11 protein-coding genes are annotated in these 14,720 nt (G+C 73.1%); 5 read left to right on the top strand and 6 right to left on the bottom strand.

The annotated features are described in order from the left end of the window. Positions 1-92 precede the first annotated feature (92 nt). The gene (locus tag ACZ7GX_RS19850; protein ID WP_498778513.1) at positions 93-2,408 is read left to right on the top strand and encodes a DUF8189 domain-containing protein; all 2,316 of its coding nucleotides are present in this window, start codon (positions 93-95) and stop codon (positions 2,406-2,408) included. An 86-nt stretch (positions 2,409-2,494) separates the two neighbouring features. Next, complete coding sequence (locus tag ACZ7GX_RS19845) at positions 2,495-3,130, top strand: SMI1/KNR4 family protein (RefSeq protein ID WP_498778512.1); 636 nt, start codon at positions 2,495-2,497, stop codon at positions 3,128-3,130. Positions 3,131-3,143: 13 nt separating this feature from the next. Here the strand turns inward: ACZ7GX_RS19845 and ACZ7GX_RS19840 are convergent, their stop codons facing one another. Continuing rightward, positions 3,144-3,767, bottom strand: coding sequence for a hypothetical protein (locus ACZ7GX_RS19840; protein ID WP_498778511.1), 624 nt, complete (start codon positions 3,765-3,767; stop codon positions 3,144-3,146). 120 nt (positions 3,768-3,887) lie between these two features. On the opposite strand from ACZ7GX_RS19840, the gene ACZ7GX_RS19835 reads away from it, so the two are divergent. Beyond that, positions 3,888-5,087 (top strand): cytochrome P450 family protein, encoded by a 1,200-nt coding sequence (locus ACZ7GX_RS19835; protein WP_498778510.1) that lies wholly within the window; start codon positions 3,888-3,890, stop codon positions 5,085-5,087. On the opposite strand, the gene ACZ7GX_RS19830 is transcribed toward ACZ7GX_RS19835, so the two are convergent. Then, positions 5,074-6,177 (bottom strand): serine hydrolase domain-containing protein, encoded by a 1,104-nt coding sequence (locus ACZ7GX_RS19830; RefSeq protein ID WP_498778509.1) that lies wholly within the window; start codon positions 6,175-6,177, stop codon positions 5,074-5,076. The two genes, ACZ7GX_RS19835 and ACZ7GX_RS19830, sit on opposite strands and share 14 nt — an antisense overlap. Before the next feature lie 155 nt (positions 6,178-6,332). Here ACZ7GX_RS19830 and ACZ7GX_RS19825 point away from each other — a divergent pair, with 155 nt between their 5' ends. Next, positions 6,333-8,030, top strand: coding sequence for a cholesterol oxidase substrate-binding domain-containing protein (locus tag ACZ7GX_RS19825; protein WP_498778508.1), 1,698 nt, complete (start codon positions 6,333-6,335; stop codon positions 8,028-8,030). A 4-nt stretch (positions 8,031-8,034) separates the two neighbouring features. Here the strand turns inward: ACZ7GX_RS19825 and ACZ7GX_RS19820 are convergent, their stop codons facing one another. The 4 genes from ACZ7GX_RS19820 to ACZ7GX_RS19805 all read right to left on the bottom strand — a co-directional run bounded on the left by ACZ7GX_RS19820 (position 8,035) and on the right by ACZ7GX_RS19805 (position 12,010). After that, a complete protein-coding gene (locus ACZ7GX_RS19820; protein WP_498778507.1) occupies positions 8,035-8,346 on the bottom strand; it encodes a hypothetical protein in 312 nt (103 codons plus the stop codon). Positions 8,347-8,442: 96 nt separating this feature from the next. Further along, positions 8,443-10,524 carry a xanthine dehydrogenase family protein molybdopterin-binding subunit gene (locus tag ACZ7GX_RS19815; protein WP_498778506.1) on the bottom strand — a complete coding sequence of 694 codons (2,082 nt, stop codon included), beginning with the start codon at positions 10,522-10,524 and terminating at the stop codon, positions 8,443-8,445. After that, positions 10,521-11,510: an FAD binding domain-containing protein gene (locus ACZ7GX_RS19810; RefSeq protein WP_498778505.1), complete on the bottom strand. Its 990-nt coding sequence runs from the start codon at positions 11,508-11,510 to the stop codon at positions 10,521-10,523. Before ACZ7GX_RS19810 ends, ACZ7GX_RS19815 begins: the two co-directional genes overlap by 4 nt. Beyond that, positions 11,507-12,010, bottom strand: coding sequence for a 2Fe-2S iron-sulfur cluster-binding protein (locus ACZ7GX_RS19805; RefSeq protein ID WP_498778504.1), 504 nt, complete (start codon positions 12,008-12,010; stop codon positions 11,507-11,509). Before ACZ7GX_RS19805 ends, ACZ7GX_RS19810 begins: the two co-directional genes overlap by 4 nt. A gap of 390 nt (positions 12,011-12,400) precedes the next feature. Between ACZ7GX_RS19805 and ACZ7GX_RS19800 the strand changes: the two genes are divergently transcribed. Beyond that, positions 12,401-14,719 carry a glycoside hydrolase family 95 protein gene (locus ACZ7GX_RS19800; protein WP_498778503.1) on the top strand — a complete coding sequence of 773 codons (2,319 nt, stop codon included), beginning with the start codon at positions 12,401-12,403 and terminating at the stop codon, positions 14,717-14,719. The last annotated feature ends 1 nt before the right edge of the window (position 14,720 follow it).

Raw genomic sequence — 14,720 nt, 5'->3', positions numbered from 1 at the left:
ACTCGATCGGTGGTAGGCCGCCTCGATCATCTGTGGACAACATCCGGCCGGGGTTCGGCTGACAAACCCGAGGGGGTTTGGTGTTTCCACAAGTGAAGAACCGCGCGAGCAGACGTTTCGGCACGGCCTGGTTGGCGGCGGGGATCGTCCTGAGCGGCATCGCGCTGCCGGTGCTGAGCGGTGCCGCGCCGGCGACCGCGCAGGACGGCGTCGGAGCGTCGACCGTCCGTCCCGCATCGCCGATCGTTTTGTCCACATCGGACCAGACGATCGAGTACCTCACGTTCACCAGCACCAACGTGCAGCACATCTCCGCGTCGCCGTCCGGTGGCGGGGAGCGGTTCCGACTGCTGCCGTACCTGTCCGCCATGGTGAAGCGCAGCACCACCATGGTCGAGACCCACGACGGGTCGCTGCAGGTGTTCACCCACGCCGAAGGCTCCGTGTGGACGACCAAGCAGAACGGCAAGGGTGGCAACTGGTCCGCCTGGTCGTCACTCGGCGGCACCGCCCTGGGCAACGGCGCCCCTGCCGTGATCCGCGGCGCCGGTGACGCGCTGTGGTTGTTCGCCCCCACCTCGGACAGCGGCGTCCGCACCCGCGCCCAACAGGGCCCGAACGGACCGTGGGGACCGTGGACCACGATCAGCGGCCCTCGCCTCTACGGTCTGAGCGTCGGGCGTGGACCGGGTGACCGACTGGAGCTCGTCGGCGCCGACGGGCAGGGCACGCTGTGGAAGAGCGCCCAGTCGTCGGCCGGGTTCGGCGCGTTCCAGCAGTTCAGCGAGGCCGGGTACGGCTCCACCACGGTGGACGCGCAAGTGATCACGCGTGCCGACCGCAGCCTGGAAGTGGTGGTGCGGACGGCCGGTGGCGCCGTGTCCACCCGGCGCCAGAACGCGCCCGGCGGCGACTGGGGCCCGTGGACCGTGCTCGCGGGTCACACCGGTCCGAGTCGACCGGCGGTGATCCTCGGCCCGGACGGCGCCTTGACCGTGCTGTCGGCCGACGGCGACGGGCGGGTGTTCCACGGGCGCTTCGGCGTCGACCCCACGTCCGGCACGAGGGCCGCGGCGGAGGAGTGGCAGGACCTCACCACGCGTGGCGCGCCGGTCGCGGGCCGGCGGGACTTCTCCGGCGCCGGGTTCGCGAACGGGTCGTGGATCGCGGTCTACAACGACTACGGCGACGCGTTCGCGGACATCGGCTCGGGTCTCGGCGACGGCGACACCACCGTGCGGGCGCAGCCCCCGCAACGGCGCGACCTCGCCGCGGTGCGAGCCGATGACGGCGGCGACGGCGAGCACGCGCAGGAGGTGACGCCGGTCCGGGGGCCCTCGGCGACGGGGTGGACCCCGCCGGCTTTCCAGTACGGGCACTTCACCTATGACGAGTGCGCGAAGACGGCGGTCACCAGGCAGGAGCGGGGAACGGTGAAGAACCGCTACTCCTACTGCTGGGCGGGCACGAGCGTCGTCCGGTTCAAGGGGCCGTGCATGTTCGGTGGTCTGCTCTGCGTGGGCAGGCACTTCGTGTACACCGCGACGGTGATCGGGTTGGGTTCCGACTACTACCGCCAAGGCCGTTACACCGTCTACCTGACCGAGTTCGAGAGCCTCTCGGAGTACGACGACGCCATCTCCCTGACGGCGCGCATCCACTGCGCGCCGCTGGTCGCCGAGACCGACTGCGCTCCCGACGAGAACGCGTCCGAGGTGCGGCGGACCATCTCCGGGTGGAAGTCGGCACGCGAGGCGAAGGTCACCGTGCTCGGACCGGAGCCCGAGCCGGACCCGCTGGTGAACCCCGACCTGCTCGGCTACGGCTCGGCCTGGATCGAGATCGTCGCGCAGCTGCCCGGCGGCAGCACCCGCACGATCGAGTCACCCGCCAACCGCATCCGGTTCGACTCGGCGCAGTACCTCACGCACAACGGCAAGTCGGGCGCGATCTTCCCGGACGTGGACCCCGTGCTGAACATCCCGATCAACACGGTCGAGTTCGCCGCCATGAGGCAATCCGGCCTGCACTACAAGCAGGCGATGCAGCAGCCGGCGAGCACGGTCCCGGTCGTGGCGGGCAAGACGATCCCGGGCGCCTTGGGCGGCTCACCGCTGCACCGGCTGTACTTCGACACCGACCGGCGTGAGGAGAACAACCGGGAAGCCGTGCGCACGTGCCGCTCGGACCTCGTCGGCCAGTACCCGCAACCCGGTGTCGACTGCGACGAGTACCCGTTCGCGAGCACCTACGAGGGCGCTTCGCCCTACTACAACCCGCAGCGCAACTTCTCGGTCAAGGCCATACCGTCCGAGGACAACCAGGCAGCCGGGACGTGGCTCTCCGCTTGGTACTCCTACGACCGGATCCTCGACAACGACGCCTTCTTCGTGAACGTCGTCGAGTAGCACCACATCGAGCCCGAACCCCGTGCGCCGGCGCGGCGGGTGCCACGCGCACCCGCCGCACCGCCGGGTGCGGCAGGATGTCGACCATGCCGGAAGCGGTCGGGGAGTCGTGGCAGCGCATCACCACCTGGTTGCGCACCCGCGCACCGGTCACCGCGGCAGCCTTGGCCGCGGCCTCCGAGGCGGACCTCGCCGAGCTGGTCGAGGACGTCCCCGTCCCGCTGCCGGCCGACCTCGCCACGTGGTGGCGGCTCTGCGGCGGCACGGGACTGCCCGACGGCGACGGCGCGTTGTTCCCGCCGTTCTACGAACCGCACTCCGCGCGGGGCGCGCTCGAAGCCCGCCGACTCCTCGTGACGCCGGGCACCGCCACCTCGCACCGGGCCTCGGGGTCCGATGAGGCGGGAGACCGCGCCGCGGTGTTCCTCGATGTGTTCGTCCCGATCGCGGCCGACGGCACGGGCGACCACCTGGTCGTCGACCTGCGCCCCGGCCGGTGGCACGGTTGCGTGCAGCACTGGAGCGCCGACGACGGCTGCCAGACCGGCCCGTGGTGGACCAGTGTCGCCGACCTGCTCTCCGACGTCGCGAACGCGGTGACCCGCGGCACCAGAGCGCGTGAGGCCTACGCGGAGCGGGCCCGGGCCCGGCACCTCCGCGCTTCCGCCCAGCTCGCGCACGTCGAGGAAGGTCGCCTGACGTGGCAACCGTTCCGCGGCTGACGAGCCGCGGACGTCAGGCGGGCGCGGTGTCGCCGCACAGGAACGCGTACAGGGCGTCGCCCGTCGGCACCGGCTGGTCCGGCTCGTGCCGCACCAGCCACAGGCACGCGTCGTCGGCCATGCCGTACAGGTCGAAGTTCTCGCCCTGCGCGAGCACCACCAGGCAGTCGCCCACCCGCCAGACCGCGTGGTGCCACTCGTCGTCGTGCGTGCCGACGACCTGCGGCTCGCCGAGGCGGTCGGTCAACCGCGCCACGGCCTCGGCGTGCCGCGCGTCGAACTCGGCCCGCGTCGCGAGCGCGTCGGCCGACCACGGCGCGACGCCGGCGGACACGAGGTCGCGCACGTCCTGGTCTTCGGGGTCGTGCTCGTCGAGGTAGGTGGCGAACGCGTGGAAGAAACCGATCACCTCGTCCGGGTCGAACCGCATCGCCACGCTGACCCAGCGGTGGTCGTCGACGTCGAAGCGGTACTCGGCCGCGCCGTAGACCTCCTCCGCCAACGACCGCCCCTCGGGTAGCGGCCACCCCGCCGCCACCCACGCGTCGTCCAACCCCGCCCGCGCCCACGACGAGCCCGCCAACGCCAGGACCCCGTCGACCGTCCGGTCGTCCAGGGGGAGCCACACCAGTGCCATGCGCCGAACCTAGGGGCACGGGGGCCGAACGCGTGAACCCCGTTGCCCGGCGGGACATGTCCGCTGCACAACCCGCACAGCGCCTTGTACGGATAGTGATCATGCGGTAGCGATGAGTGCATGGAAACCTACGTGCTCGACCCGGCCGGCCGCGACATCCAGCGCGAGGCGGCGGAGTTGCGCGCCCGCGGACCGGCGACCCGGGTCGCGCTGCCCGGTGGGGTGGAGGCGTGGTCGGTCGGCGACCTCGGCCTGCTGCGCGGCCTGCTCGCCGATCCGCGCGTTTCCAAGGACGCCCGCCGGCACTGGCCCGCCCTGGCGGGCATATCGCCGGACTGGCCGTTGTACCTCTGGGTCACGTCGCACAACATGTTCACCGCCTACGGCGCCGAGCACCGCAGGCTGCGCCTGTTGATCTCCAAGGGGTTCACCGCCCGGCGGACCGAGGCGCTGCGCCCGCGGGTCGAGGAGATCTCGGCCGACCTGATCGAGCGGCTCGCCGCCGGACCGGACGTGGTCGACGCGCGCGCCGAGTTCGCCTACCCGCTGCCGATCGAGGTCATCTGCCGGCTGATGGGCGTGCCCGACGACGCCCGCCCGGAGCTGCGCCGGATCGTGGACAGCCTGTTCGCCACCACGACGACGCCCGAGGAGGCGATGGCCAACCAGGTCCGGCTCTACGAGATCCTCGACGACGTGGTCGCGGCCAAGCGGGCGGCGCCGGGCGACGACCTGACCAGCGGCCTGATCGCCGCCCGGGACGAGGGCGACGCCGGGCTGACCGAGGCCGAACTGGTCGACACCCTCATCCTGATGATCGCCGCCGGTCACGAGACCACCGTCAACCTCCTGGACCAGGCCATCACCGCGCTGCTCACGCACCCCGACCAGCTCCACCTCGTCCGCTCCGGCGAACGCTCCTGGGGCGACGTGATCGAGGAGACGCTGCGGTGGCAGGCGCCGGTGGCGAACCTGCCGCTGCGCTACGCCGTCGAGGACATCGAGCTGGCCGGCGTGACGATCCGGCGGGGCGAGGCGATCCTCGCGGCCTACGCCGCCGCCGGGCGCGACCCGGCGGTCCACGGCGACAGCGCCGGGCGGTTCGACCTCACGCGTGCGGACAAGACGCACCTGTCGTTCGGCCACGGCGTCCACCACTGCCTGGGCGCGCCGCTGGCCCGCATCGAGGCCGAGGTGTCGTTGCCGGCGTTGTTCGACCGCTTCCCGGACCTCGCGCTCGCCGTGCCCGCCGACGAGCTGGAACCCGTCCACTCGTTCATCTCCAACGGGCACCTCGCGCTGCCGGTCAGGCTGAGGTAGCGAGCCCGTTGTAGGCGGCCAGCACGAGGCCGAGGCCGCGGTTGTCGCCCAGCGTGCCCTCCTCCAGCATCTGGTTCATCGCGTACGCCACGGTCAGCCGGGTGTCCAGGTCGACCACCACGACCGAACCGCCCCACCCGCCCCAGGAGCACGTCCGACCCTCGACCCGGTAGCCGAGGCCGTACCGGATCGGCACGTCCAGGTAGTGGTCCACGCCCCGGAACTGCTCCTCCAGCACCCGGCGGCACCCGGCCTCCGACAGCAGCCGCACGCCGCCGACCGAGCCGCCGCACGCCAGCACCGACTGCACCAGGCCGACCGACCTCGCGTTGCCGTGCCCGCCCGCGGACGGGACCTCGGCCCGGCGCCACGCGGCGGTGTTGGCGTCCTGCGCCACGATGGCCGGGTTGGGCTCCTCGCCGTCCAGGCCCGGCGCCGCGATGTCGGACTTGCCCGGCGGCGGGATCACGGGGGCGACGCGGTGGTCGTGCTCGGCGGGCAGGCCGATGTGGAAGTCGGCGCCGAGCGGCCCGGCCACCTCCTCGGCGAAGAACGCGCCGAGGGTGCGGCCGGTGACGCGGCGGACCACCTCGCCGATCAGGAACCCCTGCGTCAACGGGTGGTAGCAGCCGACCGCGCCCGGTTCCCACCGGGCGGGCTGCGCGGCCAGCCGTGCCGTCGCGTCCTCCCAGTCGAACAGGTCGGGCACGGTGATCGGCTCGGTCCACGTCGGCAGACCGGCGGTGTAGCCGAGCACGTGCCGCACCCGCACGCCGCCCTTGCCCGCCGCGGCGAACTCCGGCCAGTACTCGGCGACCGGCGCGTCCAGGTCGATCACGCCCCGGTCGGCGAGCATCAACGCGCACAGCGCCACCATCGTCTTGGTGGTGGACCAGACGTTGACGATCGTGTCGCGCTCCCACGGCTTGGTGCGCGCCACGTCGACGTGACCGCCCCAGAGGTCGACCACCGGCTCGCCGTCCACGTACACCGCGACCGACGCGCCGACGTCGACCTCGTCCAGTGACGCCGCGAAGGCGTCGCGCACCCCGCCGAACCGGTCGTCGCACGTGCCCTGGATCTCCGCCACCGCCGGAACGTAACGCCACCCGCCCGCGCCCGGCGACCGCTTTGTTGCTCTACCGAGCGGTGGTCCACCCCGACCGAGACGATCACGCTGCGCTGTTCGGCCCAACCTCCCTTCCGCGACGCGCAGGCCGTCACCAGCGCACTTATGGTCGGTCCATGAGCCACTTCGGCGATGCCTTCTCCCGCCGCCGCTTCCTCGGGGCCTCGGCCGTCGCGTGGTTGCCGGTCGCCGCCCTGTCACCGGGCGAGGTCGCGGGCGACCCGCCGCCCGCCTTCCCGGCGGGGATCGACCTGTACCGGCAGGCGTACCAGAACTGGGCCGGCGAGATCCGCACCGACGACCTGTGGACGTGCGCGCCGCGCACCCCGGCCGAGGTGGCGCTGCTCGCGAACTGGGCGCACGGCCAGGGTTTCACCTTGCGGCCACGGGGTTTCCGGCACGGCTGGGCGCCGCTCACCGTCACCGCGGACACCACCGGCGCGGACCGCGTCGTGCTGGTCGACACCACCCGGCACCTCAAGGCCATGACCGTGCTGCCGGACGCGGTGTGCGTGCAGACCGGCGCGTCGATGGACGACCTGCTGGCGTTCCTGGAGGACGCGGGCCTCGGCATGACCAACACGCCCGCGCCGGGCGACCTGACCGTCGGCGGCGTGCTCGCGATCAACGGCCACGGCACGTCCGTCCCGGCCGTCGGCGAGACCCGGCCGCCCGGCCACACCTACGGCTCGCTGAGCAACCTGATCATGTCGTTGACGGCGGTCGTGTGGGACGGCGGCGAGTACCGGTTGCGCACGTTCCAGCGCGACGAGCCCGAGTGCGCCGCGCTGCTGACCCACGTGGGCCGCGCGTTCCTGACCGAGGTCACCCTCCGCGTGGGCGCGAACCAGAACCTGCGCTGCGTCAGCCGGGTCGACATCCCCACCGGCGAGCTGTTCGCGCCGCCGGGCAGCGGCGCGACCCGCACGTTCGCGAGCTTCCTCGACCAGGCGGGCCGGGTCGAGGCGATCTGGTTCGTCTTCACCGACCACCCGTGGCTCAAGACGTGGAGCGTCGCGCCGACCAAGCCGCCGACCTCACGCCACGTCGTCGCGCCGTACAACTACGTGTTCTCCGACAACGTGCCCAAGCCGGTCTCCGACCTCGCCGACCTGCTCATCACCGGCGCGTGGGCGCTCACCCCGACGTTCGGCCGGTTGCAGTACACGACCGCGGCCACCGGGCTGACCGCCACGCTCACCTCGGACCTGTGGGGCGCGTCGAAGAACCTGCTGCTCTACGTCAAGCCGACCACCCTGCGCGAGACCGCGAACGGCTACGCGGTGCTGACCAGCCGGGCCGAGGTCCAGCGCGTGGTCAGCGACTTCGCCGCGTTCTACGAAGCCCTCCTGCTGTCCTACAAGGCACGGGGGCTGTTCCCGGTCACCGGTCAGGTGGAGATCCGCGTCGGCGGCCTGGACGACCCGGCGCACGTGGGCGTGCCCGGGGCGCGCAAGCCCGCGCTGTCCGCCGTGCGGCCGCGAGCGGACCACCCCGAGTGGGACGTCGCGGTGTGGTTCGACGTGCTGACGTTCCCGACCGCGCCCGGCGCGGCGGCGTTCTACCGCGAGCTGGAGCAGTTCTTCTTCACCAACTACACGGGCGCGTACGCGACGACCCGCGCCGAGTGGTCCAAGGGCTGGGCCTACACGGACGAGGCGGCGTGGGCCGACCGCACGGTGCTCACCTCCACCGTGCCGGACAGCTACCGGCAGGGCCCCGACCCGAGCTGGGACGCGGCCCTGGCCACCCTCGACGCGCACGACCCGCACCGGGTGTTCAGCAACCCGTTCCTGGACGTGCTGCTGCCGTGAGCCCTTACCGGGAGACCTTGTCCAGTTCCTTGCGCACGAGGTCCAGCTGCGCGCGGGTGAGCTTCCCGGTGAAGGTCCAGGTGTGGACCACGTCCGCGGCCTTGACGACGCTCACCTGGTCGAGCCGGACCCAGTAGACGCCGATCGAGGTCTCCACCTCGACGGCGCGGGCGCGGTCCGCCGGCTTGGGCCTGGTCCGGTCGATGCGGGCGATCCTCACCGCGTCGGCACCGTCCAGGGTCAGGCCGTTCTCGAGGATGACGGACTTCCGGTGCCGGTACTTCATGATCGTGCCGACGACGTGCTTGGCTGCCATCCGATGAGCCTTCCGAGCGAAGGGAAATTCGCACCGTAGGCACTACGCGGCGTGGCGGGCGAGACCCGAACGGACCAACTCGTCACCGTTCGGACGTCAGAGGAAGTGGTCGAGCGTCAACGGCAGGTCGCGGACGCGGACGCCGGTCGCGTGGTGCGCCGCGTTCGCGATGGCGGCGGCGGTGCCGACGATGCCGATCTCGCCGACGCCCTTGGCGCCCATGGGGTTGGTGCGCGGGTCGTGCTCCTCGACCCAGTGGGCCTCCACGTGCGGCACGTCGGCGTTGGTGGCGATGTGGTACTCGGCGAGGTCGTGGTTGACCACGTGCCCGAACCGCGGGTCCGGCACGCCGCGCTCGTGCAGCGCCATGGACAGGCCCATGGTCATGCCGCCGACGAGCTGCGACCGGGCCAGCCGCGGGTTGACCACCCGGCCCACCGCGAACACGCCGAGCAGCCTGGGCACCCGGACCTCGCCGGTGTCGACGTGCACCCGCACCTCGGCGAACTGCGCGCCGAACGCGTGCATCGCGTACGTGTCGCCCGCGTCGTCCTCGGGCATCTCCGCGCCCGCCTCGGCGCCTTCGGCCGGGTCGTCGCCGAACTCCGCGCGGAACGCCTCGGCCGCCGCGACCACGGTCGAGCCCCAGGACGTGATGCCGGAGGAGCCGCCGGCCACCGACGCCTTGGGCGACGCCGTCTCGCCGATCCGCAGGTCCACGTCGGCGAAGTCGACGCCCAGCGCGTCGGCCGCGATCTGCGCCAGGGACGTCCACGTGCCGGTGCCGAGGTCGGCCGCGCCGATCCGGACCAGGTAGCGCCGCGGGCCCGTGCAGCGGACCGTGGCGGCCGAGCCCGGCGTCCGGTTCACCGGGTAGGTCGAGGCCGCGACCCCCGTGCCGATCAACCACCCCGACTCCGCACGGGCGCGCGGCGTCGGGTCGCGGTGCTCCCAGCCGAACCGGCGGGCGCCCTCGCGCAGGCAGGCGACCAGGTTGCGGCTGGAGAACGGCTTGCCCGACTCCGGTTCCACCGCCGGCTCGTTGCGGACGCGGAACTCCACCGGGTCGACGCCGCAGGCGTTCGCCAGCTCGTCCACCGCCACCTCGGGCCCGAACATGCCGGGGCACTCGCCGGGCGCGCGCATCCACGACGGCACCGGGACGTCCAACGCGGCCACCCGGTGGGTGGTGGCGCGGTTCGGCGCGGCGTACATCATCCGGCTGGGCACGGCGGTCTGCTCGACGAACTCCTTGATCCGGGAGGTCTGGGAGACGGCGTCGACCGCGATCGCGGCCAGCCGCCCGTCCGCGTCGCAACCCAGCCGGACCCGCTGGAGGGTGGGCGTCCGGTAGCCGGCGAGGGAGAACAGCTGCGGCCGGGTGAGCGCGAGCTTGACCGGCGTGCCGGGCAGCTCCCGCGCGGCCATCGCGGCGACGACCGTGTGGACGTGCGGCGTGCCCTTGGACCCGAAGCCGCCGCCGACGTGCGGCGCGATCACGTGCACCCGCCCGGGTTCGAGCCCGAAGACCTCCGCCATCGCCGCACGCGTGGTGTGCACGCCCTGCGTGGACTCGTACAGGACCAGGTCGCCGTCCAGCCACAGGGCCGTGGTGGTGTGCGGCTCCATCGGGTTGTTGTGGTACCAGGCCGTGGTGTAGCTCTGGTCGAGCGTGAACGGCGAGTGGGCGAGGGCCGTCGCGACGTCGCCCGACGCGGTGTCGGTCGCCGCGCCGGTGTTCACCCGCTCCGGCGCGTACAGGTCGTCGCGGTCGGCGCTCAGCCGCACGTCGTGCCGCTGCTCGTCGATCCGGACGCGGACGAGCGCCGCCGCCTCCCGCGCGATCTCCCGGGTCCGCGCGATCACCGCCGCGACGACCTGACCGCGGAACGCCACCTCGTGCGACTGGAACGCGGCCAGCTCGGCGTCGTCCGTGGACGCCAGGCTCGGTGCGCCGTCCGGCGTCAGCACGGCCAGCACACCGTCCACGGCCTGTGCCGCGGCGACGTCCACCCCGGTCAGCACACCGCGGGCGACCTCGGCCTGCACCAGGTGCGCGTACGCGGGGTCCACCACGTGCTGGTCGCCCGCGTACCGCGCGGTGCCGGTCACCAAGGCCTGCCCGTCCACCCGACGCGGCGACCGGCCGAGCGCGCGGGTGCGCAGCAGGCCCGTCACCGTTCCTCCCGGCTCAGCTCGCGCAGCGCGGACACCACCAGGTTGCGGGTCAGCGGCACCTTGAAACCGTTGCCCGGCAACGGCGCCGCGCCCGCGAGCTCCGCGTCGACCGCCCGCCGGAACACCTCCTCGTCGGCCGGCGAGCCGAGCAGCACGTCCTCCGCCCGCCGGGCCCGCCACGGCTTGTGCGCCACACCCCCGAGCCCGATCCGCACGTCGCGCACCACGCCGTCCTCGACCCGCAGCACGGCCGCGACGGACACCAGCGCGAACGCGAACGACGCCCGGTCGCGCACCTTCCGGTACAACGACCGCGCGCCCGGCGGCAACGGCGGCAGGTCGACCGACGTGATCAGGTCCGACGGCGCCAGCACGGTGTCGCGGTGCGGCTCGTCGCCGGGCAGCCGGTGCAGCTCGACCAGCGGGACCACCCGCCGTCCCGCCGTGCCGAGCACGGTCACCTGCGCGTCGAGCGCCGCCATCGCCACCGCCAGGTCCGACGGGTGCGTGGCCACGCAGTGCGCGGACGCCCCCAGGATGGCGTGGTGCCGCGTGTAGCCGCCGATCGCCGAGCACCCCGTGCCCGGCTCGCGCTTGTTGCACGGCGTGGTCGGGTCCCGGAAGTACACGCACCGGGTCCGCTGGAGCAGGTTCCCGCCGGTCGTAACCAGGTTCCGGATCTGCCCGGACGCGCCCGACAGCAGCGCCCGCGCCAGCAGCGGGTAGTCCCGCCGGACCACCGGGTGCGCGGCCAGGTCGGCGTTGCGCACGGTCGCGCCGATCCGCAGGCCGCCGTCGGGCAGCTCGTCCACCGCGTCCAGCGGCAGCCCGCTGATGTCGACCAGGACGTCGGGCGCGGCGAGGCCGAGCTTCAGGTGGTCGACGAGGTTGGTCCCGCCGGCGAGGAACGCGACCTCGGCCCACCCGGTCGCGGCGGCGACGGCGCCCTCCGGGTCGGGCGCGCGTCGGTAGTCGAACGGCCTCACCGCGCACCGTCCCGCACCGCGTCCACGATGTTCACGTACGCGCCGCACCGGCAGAGGTTCCCGCTCATCCGCTCGCGGATCTCGTCGTCGGTCAGCTCCACCGGCCCGGTCAGGTCCTCGGTGACCGCGCTCGGGTGGCCGGCCGCCACCTCGTCCAGCACCCCGATCGCCGAGCACACCTGCCCCGGGGTGCAGAAGCCGCACTGCAGCGCGTCCCGCTCGACGAACGCCTCCTGCACCGGGTGCAGCCGCTCGCCGTCCGCGAGCCCTTCGGCCGTGGTGACCTCCGCCCCGTCGTGCGCGACCGCGAGCGTCAGGCAGGTGATCACGCGGCGGCCGTCCAGCAGCACGGTGCACGCGCCGCACTGGCCGTGGTCGCAGCCCTTCTTGGGCGCGGTCGCCCCGAGGCCGTCGCGCAACGCGTCCAGCAACGTCGTCCTGGTGTCCACGCGCAACCGCCTGCGCCGCCCGTCCACGCGCAGCCCGATCTCACCGTCCACGGCCCGGCTCCTCCGACTCGGCGTCCCCCTGGGCTTCCCCCGGCTCAGCGGGTCAATCCACCGGTTAGGGGCACGTTCGGTGCGGCCGTCTGCGGCATGGCTGGTCATAGCCGGACGGAGAGCCCTCCGATGTCTCGCCGTTGGCGACTCGGCTGGTCGTCACCGCGCGTAGTAATCTTCCGCATCCACTACGGTATGTCGAGACTTGTCTGGCTGGAGGGTTTTCGACAGCTCGGATGTCTTGTTATCGTCACCACCACACCGCGACCACCGCCCGCGGGTGCCGCCGGCGGTCGCGGAGGACGCAGGAAACGGGCACGCAGCAGTGTGGCAGCGGTCGTCGTCGCGGGTCTGGCCTTCGGTGTCGCCGCCCCCGATACGGATGAGGCGGTGGCCGGGGTGGACCAGCGGGCGCTCACGCTCTGGTACGACGAGCCCGCCGCCGACTGGGAGCGCGAGTCGTTGCCCATCGGCAGCGGCGCGCTCGGCGGCGGTGTGTTCGGCACCGTGGCGACGGAGCGGGTCCAGCTCAACGAGAAGACGTTGTGGACCGGCGGCCCCGGCTCCGCGGAGGGCTACGACTTCGGCAACTGGACCGGCCCGCGACCGGACGCGCTCGGCGGCGTCCGGGAGCTGATCGAGCGCGACCACCGGGTCTCGCCGGACACCGTCGCGGCGGCGTTGGGCCTGAGGCGGCGCGGCTTCGGCGCGTACCAGCCGTTCGGCGAGCTCGCCCTGGCGCTCACCGACCCGCCCGCCGAGGTCGCCGACTACCGGCGTGCCCTCGACCTGTCCCGCGCGGTCGCCTCGGTGTCGTACGAGGCGGACGGCGTGCGGTACACCCGGGAGTACTTCGCCTCCGCGGCCGACTGCGTGATCGTCGCCCGGCTCTCGGCCGACCGGCCCGGCCGGATCGGGTTCACCGCCTCGATCACCGCGCCGGACAACCGCTCGAAGCGGATGACGGCGAACGGCGGCCGGGCCACCTTCACCGGCGCCCTGCACGACAACGGCCTGCGCTTCGAGTCGCAGCTCCAGCTGCTCCACCGTGGGGGAACCCGCACCGACAACGCCGACGGCTCGCTCACCGTGGCCGGCGCCGACAGCGCGGTGCTGGTGTTCGCCGCGGGCACCGACTACGCCGAGGACTACCCGACCTACCGGGGCCCGGACCCGCACGACCGCGTCCGGCGGACCGTCGACGCCGCCTCGGCGAAGGGCTGGCGCCGGCTCCTCGACGCCCACCTGCGCGACTACCGCGCGCTGTTCGACCGCGTGCGCCTCGACCTCGGGCAGCAGCCGGTCGACGTCCCGACCGACGAACTCCTGCGCGGTTACCCCACCGCGCCCGCCCCGGCCCGGCGCGCGCTGGAAGCCCTCTACTTCCAGTACGGCCGCTACCTGCTGATCTCCTCGTCACGGCCCGGCTCCCTGCCCGCGAACCTGCAGGGCGTGTGGAACAACTCGGTGACGCCGCCGTGGAGCGCCGACTACCACGTGAACATCAACCTGCAGATGAACTACTGGCCCGCCGAGACCACGAACCTCGCCGAGACCACCGGGCCGCTGTTCGACTTCGTGGACGGGCTGCGCGAACCGGGCGCCGTCACGGCCCGGCAGGTGCACGGCAACCGCGGCTGGGTCGTCAACAACGAGACCAACCCATTCGGCTTCACGGGCGTGCACGACTGGGCGACCGCGTTCTGGTTCCCCGAAGCGGGCGCGTGGCTGGCGCAGCACTACTACGAGCACTACCTGTTCACCGGTGACCGCCGGTTCCTGCGTGAACGGGCGTACCCGGTGCTGAAGGGGCTCGCCCAGTTCTGGCTCGACGGGCTGGAGGTGGACCCGCGCGACGGCACGCTCGTCGTCACGCCCAGCTTCTCGCCCGAGCACGGCGACTTCTCCGCGGGCGCGGCGATGTCCCAGCAGATCGTCCGGCAGCTGTTCGCCAACGTCGCCGCCACCGCCGACGACGTGGGCGACACCGCGTTCGGGGCCGAGGTGCGCAAGGCGCTCGACCGGCTCGACCCCGGCACGCGGATCGGCTCCTGGGGCCAGTTGCAGGAGTGGAAGCAGGACTGGGACGACCCCGCCGACACCCACCGGCACGTGTCGCACCTGTTCGCGCTGTTCCCCGGCAACGGGATCAGCCCTCTCACGACCCCGGAACTCGCCGCCGCCGCACGGACCTCGTTGACCGCGCGCGGCGACGGCGGCACCGGGTGGAGCAAGGCCTGGAAGATCAACTTCTGGGCGCGGCTCCTCGACGGCGACCACGCGCACGCGATGCTGGCCGAGCAGCTGATCGGCAGCACCACGGCGAACCTCTGGGACACCCACCCGCCGTTCCAGATCGACGGCAACTTCGGCGCCACGGCCGGGATCGCGGAAATGCTGCTGCAGAGCCAGGACGGCGTGGTGCACGTGCTGCCGGCCCTGCCGGGGGAGTGGCGCGACGGCTCCTGCACGGGCCTGCGGGCCCGCGGTGACGTCACGGTCGACGTGCGCTGGTCCGACGGCCTGGCCCGGGAGATCGCGCTGACCACCGGCCGGGACGGGCCCGTCACGGCGCGCGGCGCCCTGTTCGGCGACGGCTACCGGCTGGTGGACGCCGGCACCGGCCGCGAGGTGCCGTCACGCGCGGACGGCGACACCATCACCTTCACCGCACGCGCCGGACACCGCTACGTCGCCACGGCCCGCTGAG

This window comes from Actinosynnema sp. NPDC037264, assembly GCF_055603705.1.
This window is presented reverse-complemented; position numbering and strand designations above follow the sequence as displayed.